The following is a 14,394-nucleotide window of genomic DNA, read 5'->3' on the forward strand; positions in this document are numbered from 1 at the left end:
GGGCATGGAGCCCGAGTTGGACGCATGGGTACACCCAGAACTGCGGGCGGCCGCAGCGGCTGAGGACTGGGCCGCCCTCTTGGTGACGTGGCGGAGGCTGATCGGAGCAGCCAGAGCAGGCTGGGTGCCCTCGTCGGCCTGGCGCAGCCGGATGTCTCCGCCATCGAGAATCGGCACCGCGAGGTGACCTCGGTCGAGGTCCGGCAGCGCATCATCGACGGCCTTGGCGTTCCCCTGGAACTCCTTGGCGTCCAGCACGAAGGTCTCCCTCTCCCCTCCCTCATGCTGCCCGGGGTGGTGTCGGAGGCCGACAGCGAGCGTTTGGCCGGGGTGCGCAGGGGTGGTCTGCGGCTGGACGCCGCCTCGGTCGATGCGCTGGACGCCTTGCTGGCAGCGCACCGACGGGCGGAGGACACGGTCGGCTCGCGCACGGTCGCACCGCTGGTCACCGCCCAGTTCCGGGAGGTCGCGGCACTGTACGGGCAGGCCCGGGGGGCATTGGCCGACCGGGTCGTGCGGCTGTTGGCCGAGTACGCCCAGTTCCTGGCGTGGATGGCCCAGGACCAGGACAACGCCCCGGTCGCGCTGGGGTGGTTCGACCGGTCCTACGACTGGGCGCTGGAGTCCGGGTACGGCGACATGGCCGCCACCACCATGAGCATGAAGGCGCATCTGGCGTGGTCGCAGGGCAGCGGCCGACGGTGTGTCCGGCTGGGTGAGGCCGCCGCATCGACACCGGGGGCGAGCGAGGCCACCAGGGCCATGGCGGTGCAGATGGCCGGACGGGGCCACGCCCTGGAAGGCGAGCACACCAAGGCGTACACCAGGCTGGACGAGGCCCAACTGACCATCGCGAACGCCACCGACGCACCTCCCTGGCTGTACTTCTACGGAGAGTCCTGGTTCGCGGCGCAGCGTGGCATGGCCGACCTGCACCTGAAGGACTGGGACAGCTCGGTCCGGCACCTCACGTCTGGACTGACCGGCTTCGCCCCGGCCTACCGCCGGGACCGGGCCTGGTACGGGTCCTGCCTGGCCCACGCGTACGCGGGTGCCGGAGAGGCCGAGGCCGCCCTGACCACGGCAGTCGGCGTGATCAGCGATGCCTCGGAGATCGGCCGACCGCATGCGTGGGCCGAGCTGCACCGGGTGGGAGCCCTCCTCCTGAGGCGGGGCACCCGCGAAGGCCGGACCCTGGTGGACATGCTCACGGAACTCGACTGAAGCCGATACTGCTTCCCCACTGCTCCGATTCAACCTCCAGTGCAGGTATCAGCCCCGGACGGTCGCCGGACGCCGAGATCCGAGGAGCACGTAGCGATCTCGTGCGCCTGAACACGTCATCCGCCGCTCTGATCGACCTCTGGTGCAGGTATCAGCCCTAGACGGACGTCGGACGCCAAGCCAGGAGGAGCGCGTAGCGATCTTTCGCGCCTGGGTGGTCCGCAGGATGCTCCTGTCGTCCTTCCGTGCAGGTAGAGGCCCTGCGGACCCGGATCATGGCCTCTGAGGGCCCGGATGCCCGGCCGACCGGCCCCCGGCCCCTCGCCTGATCCCTGAGGCGCCCGTCCCTCCCTCTTCTGCCCCGTGACCGTTCTTTTGGGGGTTTCCCGGCAGTCTTTCGGCTTTCCGGGGCGGGTCGGGCTGTCAAGGGTCGCCGAAGGCGATCACGCAGTGACGCGACCGAAGGGAGCGCCCTTTACAGCCCGTCCCGACACGGAACGACGATGGGACTGACGGGAAACCCCCAGCACCTCCCCGACCCCGCCCGAGGGGCTACCGCCCCCCGCACCCCCGCCCCGCCCCCACCCCCTCGCGGGGGAGACGGCCGCCCCGCGCCGCACACGGCGTACCCCCCACCCCCCGCCCCGTGCACCAGGCCGCGCCAGGAAGCCATACGCCATTAACCGGGCATTCAGACGCGCTTGCGAGCCTCACGACATGCAGCCCCGACTCCGTCTGACGGCAGACACTTCCGACGCGCCTGTCCTGCCGCGTGCGCGGAAGAATGGAGTCATGAGCCACCAGCCCAGCGCAGGCCCCACCGAGGTCCCCGCCCAGCACCCGTCTCACTCCCCCTCGGCCGGAAACGGCGGCACCGACAAGCCCGGCACCGGCACTGGCACCGGAAGCGGCACCGGCACCCCCACCGGCGGCGCCAAGCCCCGTCTCGGCTCCATAGCCGCCCACCGCCCCCACGCCGCCCGCGTGACCGGCCACGTCGACCTCGATCCCGACCTCGACGCCGACCTGGACGCCTACGAGGACAAGGACGACACCGGCGAGCTCCCCGCGAACCGGTTCCTCGACCGGGAGCGCAGCTGGCTGGCCTTCAACGAGCGGGTGCTCGAACTGGCCGAGGACCCGGCGACCCCGCTGCTGGAGCGCGCCAACTTCCTGGCGATCTTCGCGAGCAACCTCGACGAGTTCTTCATGGTCCGCGTCGCCGGCCTCAAGCGCCGCATCGCGACCGGCGTCGCCACCCGTTCGGCCTCCGGCCTCCAGCCGCGTGAGGTGCTGGACCTGATCTGGACCCGGTCGCGCGAGCTCATGGCCCGGCACGCCGCCTGCTTCCAGCACGACATCGCCCCCCAGCTCTCGGAGGAGGGCATCCACCTGATCCGGTGGCCCGACCTCACCGAGAAGGAGCAGGCCCGGCTCTTCACCCTGTTCCGCAACCAGATCTTCCCGGTGCTCACCCCGCTGGCCGTGGACCCCGCGCACCCGTTCCCGTACATCTCCGGCCTCTCCCTCAACCTGGCCGTCGTCGTACGCAACCCCGTCAGCGGTCACCGCCACTTCGCCCGGGTCAAGGTCCCGCCGATCCTCTCCCGGTTCCTGGAGGCCTCCCCGCAGCGCTACGTCCCGCTGGAGGACGTCATCGCCGCGCACCTGGAGGAGCTGTTCCCCGGCATGGAGGTGCTCGCGCACCACATGTTCCGCGTGACGCGCAACGAGGACCTCGAAGTGGAGGAGGACGACGCCGAGAACCTCCTCCAGGCCCTGGAGAAGGAGCTCATGCGGCGCCGCTTCGGCCCGCCCGTGCGCCTGGAGGTCGAGGAGTCCATCGACCCGGGCGTCCTGGACCTCCTCGTCCAGGAGCTGAAGGTCAGCGCCGCCGAGGTGTACCCGCTGCCCGGCCCCCTCGACCTGACCGCCCTCTTCGGGATCGCCTCCCTGGACCGGCCCGAGCTGAAGTACCCGAAGTTCATCGCCGGCACGCACCGCGACCTCGCCGAGGTGGAGTCCGCGTCCGCGCCCGACATCTTCGCGGCGCTGCGCGAGCGCGACGTGCTCCTGCACCACCCCTACGACTCCTTCTCGACCTCCGTGCAGGCCTTCCTGGAGCAGGCCGCCGCCGACCCGGACGTCCTCGCGATCAAGCAGACCCTGTACCGGACCTCCGGCGACTCCCCCATAGTCGACGCGCTGATCGACGCCGCCGAGTCCGGCAAGCAGGTCCTCGTACTCGTCGAGATCAAGGCCCGCTTCGACGAGCAGGCCAACATCAAGTGGGCGCGCAAGCTGGAGGAGTCCGGCTGCCACGTCGTCTACGGCCTGGTCGGGCTGAAGACCCACTGCAAGCTCTCCCTCGTCGTCCGCCAGGAGGGCGACACCCTGCGCCGGTACAGCCACGTCGGCACGGGCAACTACCACCCCAAGACCGCCCGCCTGTACGAGGACCTCGGCCTGCTCACCGCCGACCCGCAGGTCGGCGCGGACCTCTCCGACCTCTTCAACCGGCTGTCCGGCTACTCGCGCCGGGAGACGTACCGCCGGCTGCTGACCGCCCCCAAGTCGCTGCGCGACGGGCTGATCTCGCGCATCGACAAGGAGGCCGACCACCACCGGGCCGGCCGCCCGGCGTCGGTCCGGCTGAAGATGAACTCGATCGTCGACGAGGCCCTCATCGACTCCCTCTACCGGGCCTCCCGGGTGGGCGTGCCCATCGACATCTGGGTGCGCGGCATCTGCGCCGTGCGCCCCGGCGTCCCCGGGCTGTCGGACAACATCCGGGTCCGTTCGATCCTCGGCCGCTTCCTGGAGCACTCCCGGGTCTTCGCCTTCGGCAACGGCGGCGAGCCCGAGGTGTGGATCGGCAGCGCCGACATGATGCACCGCAACCTCGACCGCCGCATCGAGGCGCTGGTCAGGGTCACCGACCCGGCCCACCGCGCGGCACTGGACCGGATGCTGGAGACCGGCATGTCCGACGCCACCTCCTCCTGGCACCTGGGCCCGGACGGCGAATGGACCCGGCACAGCACCGACGCCGAAGGCCAGCCGCTGCGGCACGTACAGGAGATGCTCATAGACGCCCGGAGGCGCCGGCGTGGCTCTGCCAAACCATGACGACCTGACCGCAGGTGACGTGCTCGGCGTGTACCTGCGCTCCCAGGCCACCGCTTTCCTGCGCGCGTTGCGCCTGCACGACGCGGGCGCGGCGGGGGGCTCCGCCGCCGACTCGGCGGAGAGCAGCGAAGCGGCGTACGGGCTGCGGGGTGCGGCGCGGCGGATCGCCGGGTCGCTGAGCACGTTCCGGACGGTCACCGAGTCGCGCTGGGCGGACTCGCTGCGCACGGAGCTGGTCTGGCTGTCGTCCACCCTGGCCGACGAGCACGGTCACGCGGCGCGGCTGTCGCGGCTGATGGAGGCCCTGCAGCGGCTGACGGCCTCCCCCGAGGTGCCGTCGCCGCGCGGCGGCACGGGCTCGTCGGGGGCGCTCACGGTGGGCTCGGCGCGGGCGGGGGCGCTGCTGGAACGCCAGCTCACGCTCGCCCGGACCCGGGCGCACTCGGCCACCCTCCAGGCCCTGGGGTCGGCGCGGTTCCACGCGGTGGCGGACGCGGTGGCGGTGCTGGCCTCGGAGGTGCCGCTGGACCCGGTGGCGGCCCGGGGGCGGGTCGGGGACGTACTCGAACCGCTGGCGGAGCTCACCGGGACCCGCCTCGCGGGGGCCGTCTCCGCGCTCCCCGCCGCGCAGGGCACCCCGTACGCGGAGCACGAGGACGCCGCCTGGCACGAGGTACGGCGCCTGCTGCGGGTGCACCGGTACGCGCGGGAGGCGCTGGGCGGGGACGTGGCCCGGCTCGCGGCGGCGGGTGAGGCGCTGGACCTCCACCGGGACGCGTCGGAGGCCGCGGCGGCGTCGGCGACGGCCGCGCGTACTCCGCGCATCGCGCCGGCGACGGCGTACGCGCTGGGCGTGCTGCACGCCGACCAGCGGCACGCCGTGGAGGCGGCCCGCCTCTCGTTCCACCACATCTGGCACCCGGCCGCCATGGCGGTGGCCCCGCGTCTTCCGGCCGCGGACGGCCCGGCCCGCCTCACGGCCGAAACCGCCCCGCGCCCGTAGGGCGCCACCGCTGCGCGGGGCCGTCCCCTACCCGCCCTTCCACCGTTCCCCGGGGCTCCGCCCCGCACCCCGTTCCGGGCGCTGCGCGCCCCGTGCCCTCAAACGCCGCGCGGGCTGGATTCGCGCAGCGAATTCCAGCCCCGCCGGCGTTTGAGGCGCGGGGGTCTGGGGGCGGAGCCCCCAGGAGGGGGGTTCGGGACGCGGCCCCGGGGAACGGGCGAAGGGGGGCGGGGAGCGGCCCGCGCAGCGGCACCCCGCCCCGGCCGGGGCCACCGCCGAAATCCGGCCACCGCGCCCGGCCAGGGCAACGGCTCCGCGCTGGTAACGGCGCCATAACGGGCGGATAACGCCCGATTACGCCCGGGCACAAACCACCCCATCCGCACCGGGCCGTCCGCCATGGTTCACCCCCCGTTCACCAAGCGCGGTCGACCGCTTCACCTGTTCTGCCTAATTTCGGTAGCGCACGGTGCGAGCCGATCGGGAAAACGCGGCGCCGCACCACCACAGCCCCGTAGTCCTCTTCGCACGCCGCCCCGAAACAGAAAGCGGCCGGCGGCTCCTCGGAAGGAACACCCGAAAGTGAAGCTTCAGCGCAAGAACCGGCTTCGTGCCTCCGCCCTCGGGGCTCTCGTCGTGTCCGGCGCCCTGGTCCTCACGGCGTGCGGCTCGGACGACAACACGAAGACCGGTGCCGACGGCACCCCGAAGGCCTCGGCACCGGCGCCCGGCGACGTCAAGTGCGACGGTGCCAAGGGCAAGCTGCTGGCCTCCGGCTCCTCCGCGCAGAAGAACGCGGTCGACCTGTGGGTGAAGAACTACATGGCCGCCTGCTCCGGCGTCGAGGTGAACTACAAGTCCTCCTCCTCCGGTGAGGGCATCGTCGCCTTCAACCAGGGCACCGTCGGCTTCGCCGGCTCGGACTCCGCGCTGAAGCCCGAGCAGGTCGAGGACTCGAAGAAGATCTGCACCGGCGGCCAGGGCATCAACCTGCCGATGGTCGGCGGCCCGATCGCCATCGGCTTCAACGTCTCCGGCGTGGAGAAGCTGAACCTGGACGCCGCCACCCTCGCCAACATCTTCAACGACAAGATCAAGAAGTGGGACGACGAGGCGATCAAGAAGCTGAACCCCGGCGTCTCGCTGCCCCCCACCGCCATCCAGGCCTTCCACCGCTCCGAGGACTCGGGCACCACCGAGAACCTGGGCAAGTACCTCAAGGCCGCCGCCCCTGACGCCTGGTCCTACGAGGCCGCGAAGAAGTGGCCGGCCCCCGGTGGCCAGGCCGCCTCCGGCTCCGCCGGTGTCGCCTCCCAGGTCAAGGCCGTCGACGGCGCGATCGGCTACTTCGAGCTCTCGTACGCCACCTCGCAGAGCATCAAGACCGTCGACATCAACACGGGCGCCGGCGCCCCGGTCAAGGCCACCCCCGAGAACGCCTCCAAGGCCATCGCCGCCGCCAAGATCGCCGGCACCGGCTCCGACCTGGCCCTGAAGCTCGACTACGCCACCAAGGCCGAGGGCGCGTACCCGATCGTCCTGGTCACCTACGAGGTCGTCTGCGACAAGGGCAACAAGGCCGAGACCCTCGGCACCGTGAAGTCCTTCCTCGAGTACACCGCCTCGGACGCGGGCCAGAAGGTCCTGACCGAGAACGGCTACGCGCCGATCCCGGCCGAGATCAACACCAAGGTCCGCGAAGTCATCAAGTCGCTCGCCTAGTACCACCCGCCCGGCCCGGGCCGATCCTCCGCTGATCGGCCCGGGGCCCGGCACCCTCCCCCTCCACCCGGGGGACATCCGGTGCACCGCCGCCAGGGGGCCCGCCCCCCACACAGACCGGAAAGACCATGGCTTCCACCACACCCACCCACATAGACGCGGCTCCGCCGGTCTCCAAGAGCGGAAGGTCCACCGGCCGCGCCGGTGACAAGATCTTCGCGGGGCTCTCCAAGGGCTCCGGCATCCTGCTCCTGGTGATCATGGCGTCGATCGCCGCCTTCCTCACCTACCGGGCCACCATCGCCCTGTCGAAGAACGAGGGGAACTTCCTCACCACCTTCGACTGGAACGCGTCGGCCAACCCCCCCGTCTTCGGCATCGCCGTCCTCCTCTTCGGCACCGTCGTCAGCTCGATCATCGCGATGGCCATCGCGGTTCCGATCGCCGTCGGCATCGCCCTGTTCATCTCGCACTACGCGCCGCGCAAGCTGGCCGCGCCCCTGGCGTACGTGGTCGACCTGCTGGCCGCCGTGCCGTCGATCATCTACGGCATCTGGGGCGCCCTCTTCCTGGTGCCGCAGCTGAACGGGCTGAACCTCTGGCTCGACGAGTTCCTCGGCTGGACCTACGTCTTCGAGAAGACCCAGGTCGGCGTCGCCCGCTCGCTCTTCACCGTCGGCATCCTGCTCGCGATCATGATCCTGCCGATCGTGACCAGCGTCAGCCGCGAGGTCTTCCTCCAGGTCCCGCGCATGAACGAGGAGGCCGCCCTGGCCCTCGGCGCGACCCGCTGGGAGGTCATCCGGATGTCGGTGCTGCCCTTCGGCCGCTCCGGTGTCATCTCCGCCTCGATGCTCGGCCTCGGCCGCGCGCTTGGCGAGACCATGGCCGTGGCCACCGTCCTCTCCCCGAGCTTCCTGATCTCGCTCCACGTCCTGAACCCGGGTGGCGGCACCTTCGCGCAGAACATCGCCGCGAAGTTCGACGAGGCCAACGAGTTCGGACGCGACGCGCTGATCGCCTCCGGCCTGGTCCTCTTCCTCCTCACCCTGCTGGTCAACGGCGCGGCCCGCCTGATCATCGCCCGTCGCAAGGACTTCTCGGGGGCGAACGCCTGATGAGCCACGCACTCCAGGACCAGCGCCCCGTCCGGGCCCGCAAGTCCTCCGCGCCCGCCGGCCTGACCCGCGGGGGCCTGCCCCGCTGGGCCCCGGCCGGCACCGCCGTCGTCTCCGCCGTGCTCGGCAGCGTCATCGGCCTCGTCTTCGACCTGCACAGCAAGGTCCAGTGGGGCCTGATCGCGGCCCTGCTGTTCGTCGCGATCACCTACGTCTCCAGCGCGGTCGTCGAGAACCGCCGCCAGGCCAAGGACCGCGTCGCGACCTCCGTCGTGTGGGTCTGCTTCGTCCTCGCGGTCGTCCCGCTGCTCTCGCTGATGATCACCACGATCAGCCGGGGCATCAAGGTCCTCGACGGCGACTTCCTGACCCACTCGATGAACGGCGTGACCAGCTTCGAGGCGGGCGGCGGCGTCTACCACGCCCTCCTCGGCACCCTGGAGCAGGTCGGCCTGGCCACCCTGATCGCGGCGCCCATCGGCCTGCTGACCGCCGTCTACCTGGTCGAGTACGGCAAGGGCAAGCTCGCCAAGGCCGTCACCTTCTTCGTCGACGTGATGACCGGCATCCCCTCCATCGTCGCGGGCCTGTTCATCCTGACGACCTGGAACCTGATGCTCGGCTTCGGCCCCTCCGGCTTCGCCGGCGCGATGGCCCTGTCGATCCTGATGATGCCGGTCGTGGTCCGCTCCACCGAGGAGATGCTCAAGCTCGTCCCGAACGAGCTGCGCGAGGCCGCCCTGGCCCTCGGCGTGCCGAAGTGGCGCGTGATCCTCAAGGTCGTGCTCCCCACCGCCATCGGCGGCATCTCCACCGGCGTCATGCTGGCGGTGGCCCGCATCGCCGGTGAGACCGCGCCCATCATGCTGCTGGTCTTCGGCTCCCAGCTCATCAACGGCAACCCCTTCGAAGGCGCCCAGTCCTCGCTCCCCCTCTACATCTGGGAGCAGTACAAGGTCGGCAGTGAAGCCTCCTACGACCGGGCATGGGCCGCAGCGCTCGTCCTGATCGCCTTCGTCATGATCCTCAATCTGGTGGCCCGCGGCATAGCCCGCTGGAAGGCCCCGAAGACCGGTCGCTGACGCGACCGTATGAAAGCGAAGTGACCCCTCATGGCCAAGCGAATCGACGTCAGCGGCCTTTCCGCCTTCTACGGCAGCCACAAGGCCATCGACGACATCTCGATGACCGTGGAACCCCGCTCCGTGACGGCCTTCATCGGCCCCTCCGGCTGCGGTAAGTCCACCTTCCTGCGCACCCTGAACCGCATGCACGAGGTCACCCCCGGCGGCCGCGTCGAGGGCAAGGTGCTGCTGGACGACGAGAACCTGTACGGCCCCGGCGTGGACCCGGTCGCGGTCCGCCGCACGGTCGGCATGGTCTTCCAGCGTCCGAACCCCTTCCCCACCATGTCGATCTTCGACAACGTGGCGGCGGGCCTGCGCCTGAACGGCAGCTACAAGAAGGCCGAGCTCTCGGACATCGTGGAGCGGTCCCTCAAGGGCGCCAACCTCTGGAACGAGGTCAAGGACCGCCTGAACAAGCCCGGCTCCGGCCTCTCCGGCGGCCAGCAGCAGCGTCTGTGCATCGCCCGCGCCATCGCGGTCGAGCCGCAGGTCCTGCTGATGGACGAGCCCTGCTCCGCCCTCGACCCGATCTCCACCCTCGCCATCGAGGACCTGATCGGGGAGCTGAAGGAGCGCTTCACGATCGTCATCGTGACGCACAACATGCAGCAGGCGGCCCGCGTCTCCGACCGCACCGCCTTCTTCAACCTCGCCGCCGTCGGCCAGCCGGGCAAGCTGGTCGAGATCGACGACACGGACCGGATCTTCTCCAACCCGTCCGTCCAGGCGACCGAGGACTACATCTCGGGCCGCTTCGGCTAGACGCCGAACCCCGCCTGGACGTCCTGCGGCGCTGCATGGCGGTGCCGCCGCAGGGCGAAAGAAAAGGGCCGGCTCCCCCTGGGTGGGGGGAGCCGGCCCGCTTTCGTACCGCGGCCGGACGAACGCCGGGTTCACGATCCAGGAGCACACCGCGGCGACGAACGCGGCTCCGCCTAGACGAACGCCAGGTTCACGATCCAGAAGCACACCGCGGCGACGAGCGCGGCCGCCGGCATCGTGATGAACCAGCCGAGGATGATGTTCTTCGCGACGCCCCAGCGGACCGCGTTGACCCGCTTGGTGGCGCCCACGCCCATGATCGCCGAGGTGATCACATGGGTGGTGGAGATCGGCGCGTGGAAGAGGAACGCCGAGCCGAACATGATCGACGCACCGGTGGTCTCCGCCGCGAAGCCCTGCGGCGGGTCCAGCTCGATGATCTTGCGGCCGAGCGTGCGCATGATGCGCCAGCCGCCCGCGTACGTGCCCAGCGACAGCATCACGGCGCAGGCGATCTTCACCCAGACCGGGATCGGGTCGCCCGCCGCCTCCACGTCGGCGATGACCAGGGCCATCACCACGATGCCCATCGTCTTCTGCGCGTCCTGGAGACCGTGGCCGAGCGCCATGCCCGCCGCCGAGACCGTCTGCGCGATCCGGAAGCCGCGCTTGGCCTTGTGCGGGTTGGCCCGCCGGAACATCCACAGGATGACGACCATCACCAGGTAGCCGGCCACCAGACCGACGACCGGCGACACGAACATCGGGATGACGACCTTCTCGACCACGCCGGACCAGATCACGTCGGTGCCGCCGGCCAGGGCCGCGCCCACCATGCCGCCGAACAGGGCGTGCGAGGAGGACGAGGGCAGACCGAAGTACCAGGTGATCAGGTTCCAGACGATCGCGCCGATCAAGGCAGCGAACAGGATCCACATGCCCTTGTTGCCGTGCGGGGTCTCGATGAGCCCCTCGCTGACCGTCTTGGCCACCCCGCTGCCGAGGAAGGCACCGGCCAGGTTCATCACCGCGGCCATCGCCAGCGCCGCGCGCGGCGTCAGGGCCCGCGTCGAGACGGAGGTCGCGATGGCGTTCGCGGAGTCGTGGAAGCCGTTCGTATACGTGAAGCCGAGCGCGACACCGATGGTCACGACCAGCGCAAAGGTGTCCACGGGGTTCAGGACTCCTTGACGGCGATGGTCTCCACCGTGTTCGCGACGTGCTCGAACGCGTCGGCGGCCTCCTCGAGGACGTCGACGATCTGCTTGAGCTTCAGCACCTCGATGGCGTCGTACTTGCCGTTGAAGAGCTGCGCGAGCAGCTTGCGGTGGATCTGGTCGGCCTGGTTCTCAAGGCGGTTGACCTCGATCCAGTACTCGGTGAGGTTGTCCATCGTCCGCAGGTGCGGCATGGCCTCGGCGGTCAGCTCGGCCGCCCGCGCCAGGACCTCGATCTGCTGCTCGACGCCCTTGGGGAGCTGCTCCACGTTGTAGAGGACGACGAGGTCGACCGCCTCCTCCATGAAGTCCATGATGTCGTCGAGCGACGAGGCGAGGCTGTAGATGTCCTCACGGTCGAACGGCGTGATGAAGGAGGAGTTCAGCTGGTGGAAGATCGCATGGGTGGCGTCGTCCCCCGCGTGCTCCGCCGCCCGCATCCGCTCCGCGATCTCGGCCCGGGCGGAGGGATCCGCTCCGAGCAGTTCCATCAGGAGCTTGGAGCCCGTGACGATGTTGTCCGCGGATGCGGCGAACATGTCGTAGAAGCTCGTCTCCCTGGGGGTCAGACGAAATCGCACGTGAGGTCCTCGGGGTGCATTGGATTCGGTCAGGCTGATGCTAGGCGTATCCCCCGGCCACGGCTAACCGGCCGTCCCCCAGTGTCCTCCATCAGGCAGAGTGGGCATCACGGACCCCTGTCCCCTCGGCCCGGGCGAAGTAACCTATACCCATGAGGGGTATAACCCCTCTTTCCGGACCAGCGGGAGGACCGATGACCACCATCGAGGCGGAGGGCTCCGGAGCCGTCCACGGCTACCACCACCAGAAGGACGAGCACCTCAAGCGGCTGCGCCGGATCGAGGGCCAGATCCGCGGACTCCAGCGGCTGGTCGACGAGGACGTCTACTGCATCGACATACTCACGCAGGTTTCGGCGAGCACGAAGGCCCTCCAGTCCTTCGCCCTCCAGCTGCTGGAGGAGCACCTGCGCCACTGCGTCGCGGACGCCGCGGTCAAGGGGGGCACCGAGATCGACGCGAAGGTGGAGGAGGCCACGAAGGCCATCGCCCGCCTGCTGCGCAGCTGAGGCCGGGGTGGGCCGCTCCCGCCCGCCCCGTTCCCGCCCGTCCCGCGACCTTCCGCCCGCCCCGCGACCGCCCGGCCGGGGCTCAGAGGCAGATGCCCATCAGCACTTCGTCGATCCGGTCCTGGCTCAGCCGGTCCTCGGCCGCGGCCGAGGCCGCGATGATCAGCTCACCGCACAGCTCGATCTCGGCGAGCGCCACGTGGTCCTGCACCGTCATGCCGCCTGCGGGAGTCACGCGTGTCACCTCTCTCTGCCGTCCTCGCCCGTCGGCGCTCGGCTCCCCAGCGTAGGGATCGCGCCTCGCACCGCGCATGACACGGATGGACCATTTCCGGATAGCGGGGCCATGGCCCGGAGGCACCGCTTCAGCCCGCCCGGTCGGCTATTCGGCGATCTTCCCGGCGAAAATGTCCCCGCTTGCGGGCAATACGACGGTCACCGGAGCCCCGAACCCGTAGAGCAGCGTGGTCGAGGAGACATCGATCACGCCATTCTTGACGTAGGTGAACCGGTGCTGGACCTTGCGCAGCCGGCCCTCCTCGTCGAGGTAGGCGTCGAACGGGACGCTGTCCTTGCTGAACCCTTTCGCCGCGGCCTCCAGGGATCCCTTGATCCCCGGTGAGGCGCTCCGCGCGGCCCGCGCGATGTCCGTCGTACCCCGGTAGTGCCGCACCTTGGTGCCGGCCAGGTCGGTGACGCCGACGTACGTCACCTCCTGCGCGCCCCGCAGCAGCTCGACGGCGGTCACCGGGTCGGTGGCGCCGCCGGTGACGAGGTTCCCGTCGGAGAGGGTGGTGGTGTCGAGGCGGACCCACTTGTCGTCGGGGACGCCGGCGCCCCGGTTCTTCATGTAGAGGGCGCCGGGGACGAGCAGCTCGGTGATGGGCCGGTGCCCGGGCTGCCCCTTCACGTCGGCGGGGAGCATCACCACCAGCTGGCCCATCCGCTTGCGGAAGTCGACCCCACCCTCGCCGCGGATGGTCACCCGGGTCCCGCCGGTCGCCATCTCCATCGCCGTACGGGTCTGCGCGCTCCCGGCGGCGGTCATCGCGTCGGCGGCGCCGCGCACCGCCGCGGCCGGGTCGCCGGGGGGCCGGTCGTCGCCGCCGGGGCGGCTGCCGGAGCCGCTCCCGGAGCGGCCGCCGCCGTCGGTTCCCGTGCCGCTCGCCGCTCCGCACGCGCTCAGCGCCGCCACGGCCACCGCCGCACAGACCGCGAGCACCGCCTCGCCCGCGCGCCTTCTCCGTCGCCTGTGCTGGTGCACCACCATCGCCTGCCAACCCCCAACGCGTGACCGCTGTTTGCCCGAGGCCCCCACCCGCTCCGGTTAACGAGGTCAGGGGTTTCCCGTAACGGGCGGCCGACTTCCGGGGGCCGTACCGGACGGGCGCGGACCCGGGTACCGTGGAGGCGTGGATCAGCACACCCAGGCGACTCCGGTCGCTCCGCTTACCGATGTGCCCCTGCCCCGGGACCGCGCGGAACCCGCGCAGCCGCCGGCCGGCCACTCCACCAGTACCGCCGAGCGGGGTTCGTTCTGCCTCGCCGTGTGCAGCTGCGGCTGGACGGGACCGGCCCGCCGCTCCCGTGACCTCGCCCGTAGGGACGCCACCCGGCACACCGCGGGATAGTCCCGCTCCTCCGTTCGGCCGCCCCGGCTGGCCGGGTCCGCCGGGAGCGGTTGCCCTGGTTGCATGCCAGGTACCGCACGCTCCCTCGCTGCCCTCCTCTGGGCCCTGCTGATCGCGCTCACCCCGGCCGCGGCCGCCTGGGCGCGTCCCGTGGGCTCGGCGGACGGGCCGGCCGACGTGGCGCTGGCCATCGGGCTGACCACCGCCGCCGCCGTGGCGACCGGGCTGTGGCTGCGCTCCCGCTACCGCCGCGACGGTACGGGGCCGGAGCATCCGGGCCGGGGCGGCGAGGGCGGCGACCGGTGACCCCGCGCCCCCGCCCGACGGCGGTGCGGCTGTGCTTCGGCGCGGCGGGGCTGTGCCTGCTGGTG

The 14,394-nt window shown here is 71.0% G+C and carries 14 protein-coding genes; 10 read left to right on the top strand and 4 right to left on the bottom strand.

The genetic code is table 11. The features are described from left to right. Positions 1–87: 87 nt before the first annotated feature. The 7 genes from AC069X_RS32040 (at position 88) to pstB (ending at position 10,085) form a co-directional block, all read left to right on the top strand. Positions 88–1,224 (top strand): helix-turn-helix domain-containing protein, encoded by a 1,137-nt coding sequence (locus AC069X_RS32040; protein ID WP_478734108.1) that lies wholly within the window; start codon positions 88–90, stop codon positions 1,222–1,224. 792 nt (positions 1,225–2,016) lie between these two features. Beyond that, positions 2,017–4,353, top strand: coding sequence for an RNA degradosome polyphosphate kinase (locus AC069X_RS32045; protein ID WP_478734110.1), 2,337 nt, complete (start codon positions 2,017–2,019; stop codon positions 4,351–4,353). Continuing rightward, positions 4,334–5,356, top strand: a complete 1,023-nt coding sequence (locus AC069X_RS32050) for a CHAD domain-containing protein (RefSeq protein ID WP_478734112.1) — start codon at positions 4,334–4,336, stop codon at positions 5,354–5,356. The genes AC069X_RS32045 and AC069X_RS32050 overlap by 20 nt, the downstream gene beginning before the upstream one ends. Positions 5,357–5,938: 582 nt before the next feature. Further along, the gene (gene pstS, locus AC069X_RS32055; protein ID WP_478734114.1) at positions 5,939–7,078 is read left to right on the top strand and encodes a phosphate ABC transporter substrate-binding protein PstS; all 1,140 of its coding nucleotides are present in this window, start codon (positions 5,939–5,941) and stop codon (positions 7,076–7,078) included. Between the two features lie 128 nt (positions 7,079–7,206). Further along, on the top strand, positions 7,207–8,196 hold the full coding sequence (pstC, locus tag AC069X_RS32060) for a phosphate ABC transporter permease subunit PstC (RefSeq protein WP_478734116.1): 990 nt from the start codon (positions 7,207–7,209) through the stop codon (positions 8,194–8,196). Next, positions 8,196–9,278 (top strand): phosphate ABC transporter permease PstA, encoded by a 1,083-nt coding sequence (pstA, locus tag AC069X_RS32065; RefSeq protein ID WP_478734118.1) that lies wholly within the window; start codon positions 8,196–8,198, stop codon positions 9,276–9,278. The genes pstC and pstA overlap by 1 nt, the downstream gene beginning before the upstream one ends. Positions 9,279–9,308: 30 nt before the next feature. Continuing rightward, positions 9,309–10,085 (top strand): phosphate ABC transporter ATP-binding protein PstB, encoded by a 777-nt coding sequence (gene pstB, locus AC069X_RS32070; RefSeq protein WP_478734120.1) that lies wholly within the window; start codon positions 9,309–9,311, stop codon positions 10,083–10,085. A 173-nt stretch (positions 10,086–10,258) separates the two neighbouring features. On the opposite strand, the gene AC069X_RS32075 is transcribed toward pstB, so the two are convergent. Continuing rightward, complete coding sequence (locus AC069X_RS32075; RefSeq protein WP_478734122.1) at positions 10,259–11,257, bottom strand: inorganic phosphate transporter; 999 nt, start codon at positions 11,255–11,257, stop codon at positions 10,259–10,261. A gap of 5 nt (positions 11,258–11,262) precedes the next feature. Then, positions 11,263–11,883 (bottom strand): DUF47 domain-containing protein, encoded by a 621-nt coding sequence (locus tag AC069X_RS32080; protein ID WP_478734124.1) that lies wholly within the window; start codon positions 11,881–11,883, stop codon positions 11,263–11,265. Between the two features lie 194 nt (positions 11,884–12,077). Between AC069X_RS32080 and AC069X_RS32085 the strand changes: the two genes are divergently transcribed. Next, positions 12,078–12,392 carry a metal-sensitive transcriptional regulator gene (locus tag AC069X_RS32085; RefSeq protein WP_042801353.1) on the top strand — a complete coding sequence of 105 codons (315 nt, stop codon included), beginning with the start codon at positions 12,078–12,080 and terminating at the stop codon, positions 12,390–12,392. A gap of 82 nt (positions 12,393–12,474) precedes the next feature. Here the strand turns inward: AC069X_RS32085 and AC069X_RS32090 are convergent, their stop codons facing one another. After that, complete coding sequence (locus AC069X_RS32090) at positions 12,475–12,627, bottom strand: hypothetical protein (RefSeq protein WP_478734174.1); 153 nt, start codon at positions 12,625–12,627, stop codon at positions 12,475–12,477. Positions 12,628–12,774: 147 nt separating this feature from the next. Beyond that, complete coding sequence (locus tag AC069X_RS32095; protein ID WP_478734126.1) at positions 12,775–13,662, bottom strand: SCO4651 family lipoprotein; 888 nt, start codon at positions 13,660–13,662, stop codon at positions 12,775–12,777. Positions 13,663–13,804: 142 nt separating this feature from the next. On the opposite strand from AC069X_RS32095, the gene AC069X_RS32100 reads away from it, so the two are divergent. Both AC069X_RS32100 and AC069X_RS32105 read left to right on the top strand, forming a co-directional pair. After that, complete coding sequence (locus tag AC069X_RS32100) at positions 13,805–14,023, top strand: hypothetical protein (protein ID WP_478734128.1); 219 nt, start codon at positions 13,805–13,807, stop codon at positions 14,021–14,023. Positions 14,024–14,086: 63 nt separating this feature from the next. After that, positions 14,087–14,329: a hypothetical protein gene (locus AC069X_RS32105; protein ID WP_478734130.1), complete on the top strand. Its 243-nt coding sequence runs from the start codon at positions 14,087–14,089 to the stop codon at positions 14,327–14,329. Positions 14,330–14,394: the final 65 nt, after the last annotated feature.

The sequence above is a fragment of the Streptomyces sp. NPDC043896 genome (assembly GCF_056435605.1).

What these genes read in the sequence shown, in the direction of transcription:
- AC069X_RS32105 (WP_478734130.1), top strand. Translation starts at nt 14,087, where the DNA reads ATGCCAGGTACCGCACGCTCCCTCGCTGCCCTCCTCTGGGCCCTGCTG.
- AC069X_RS32085 (WP_042801353.1), top strand. Translation starts at nt 12,078, where the DNA reads ATGACCACCATCGAGGCGGAGGGCTCCGGAGCCGTCCACGGCTACCAC.
- AC069X_RS32095 (WP_478734126.1), bottom strand. Translation starts at nt 13,662, where the DNA reads ATGGTGGTGCACCAGCACAGGCGACGGAGAAGGCGCGCGGGCGAGGCG.
- AC069X_RS32045 (WP_478734110.1), top strand. Translation starts at nt 2,017, where the DNA reads ATGAGCCACCAGCCCAGCGCAGGCCCCACCGAGGTCCCCGCCCAGCAC.
- pstC (WP_478734116.1), top strand. Translation starts at nt 7,207, where the DNA reads ATGGCTTCCACCACACCCACCCACATAGACGCGGCTCCGCCGGTCTCC.
- pstA (WP_478734118.1), top strand. Translation starts at nt 8,196, where the DNA reads ATGAGCCACGCACTCCAGGACCAGCGCCCCGTCCGGGCCCGCAAGTCC.
- pstB (WP_478734120.1), top strand. Translation starts at nt 9,309, where the DNA reads ATGGCCAAGCGAATCGACGTCAGCGGCCTTTCCGCCTTCTACGGCAGC.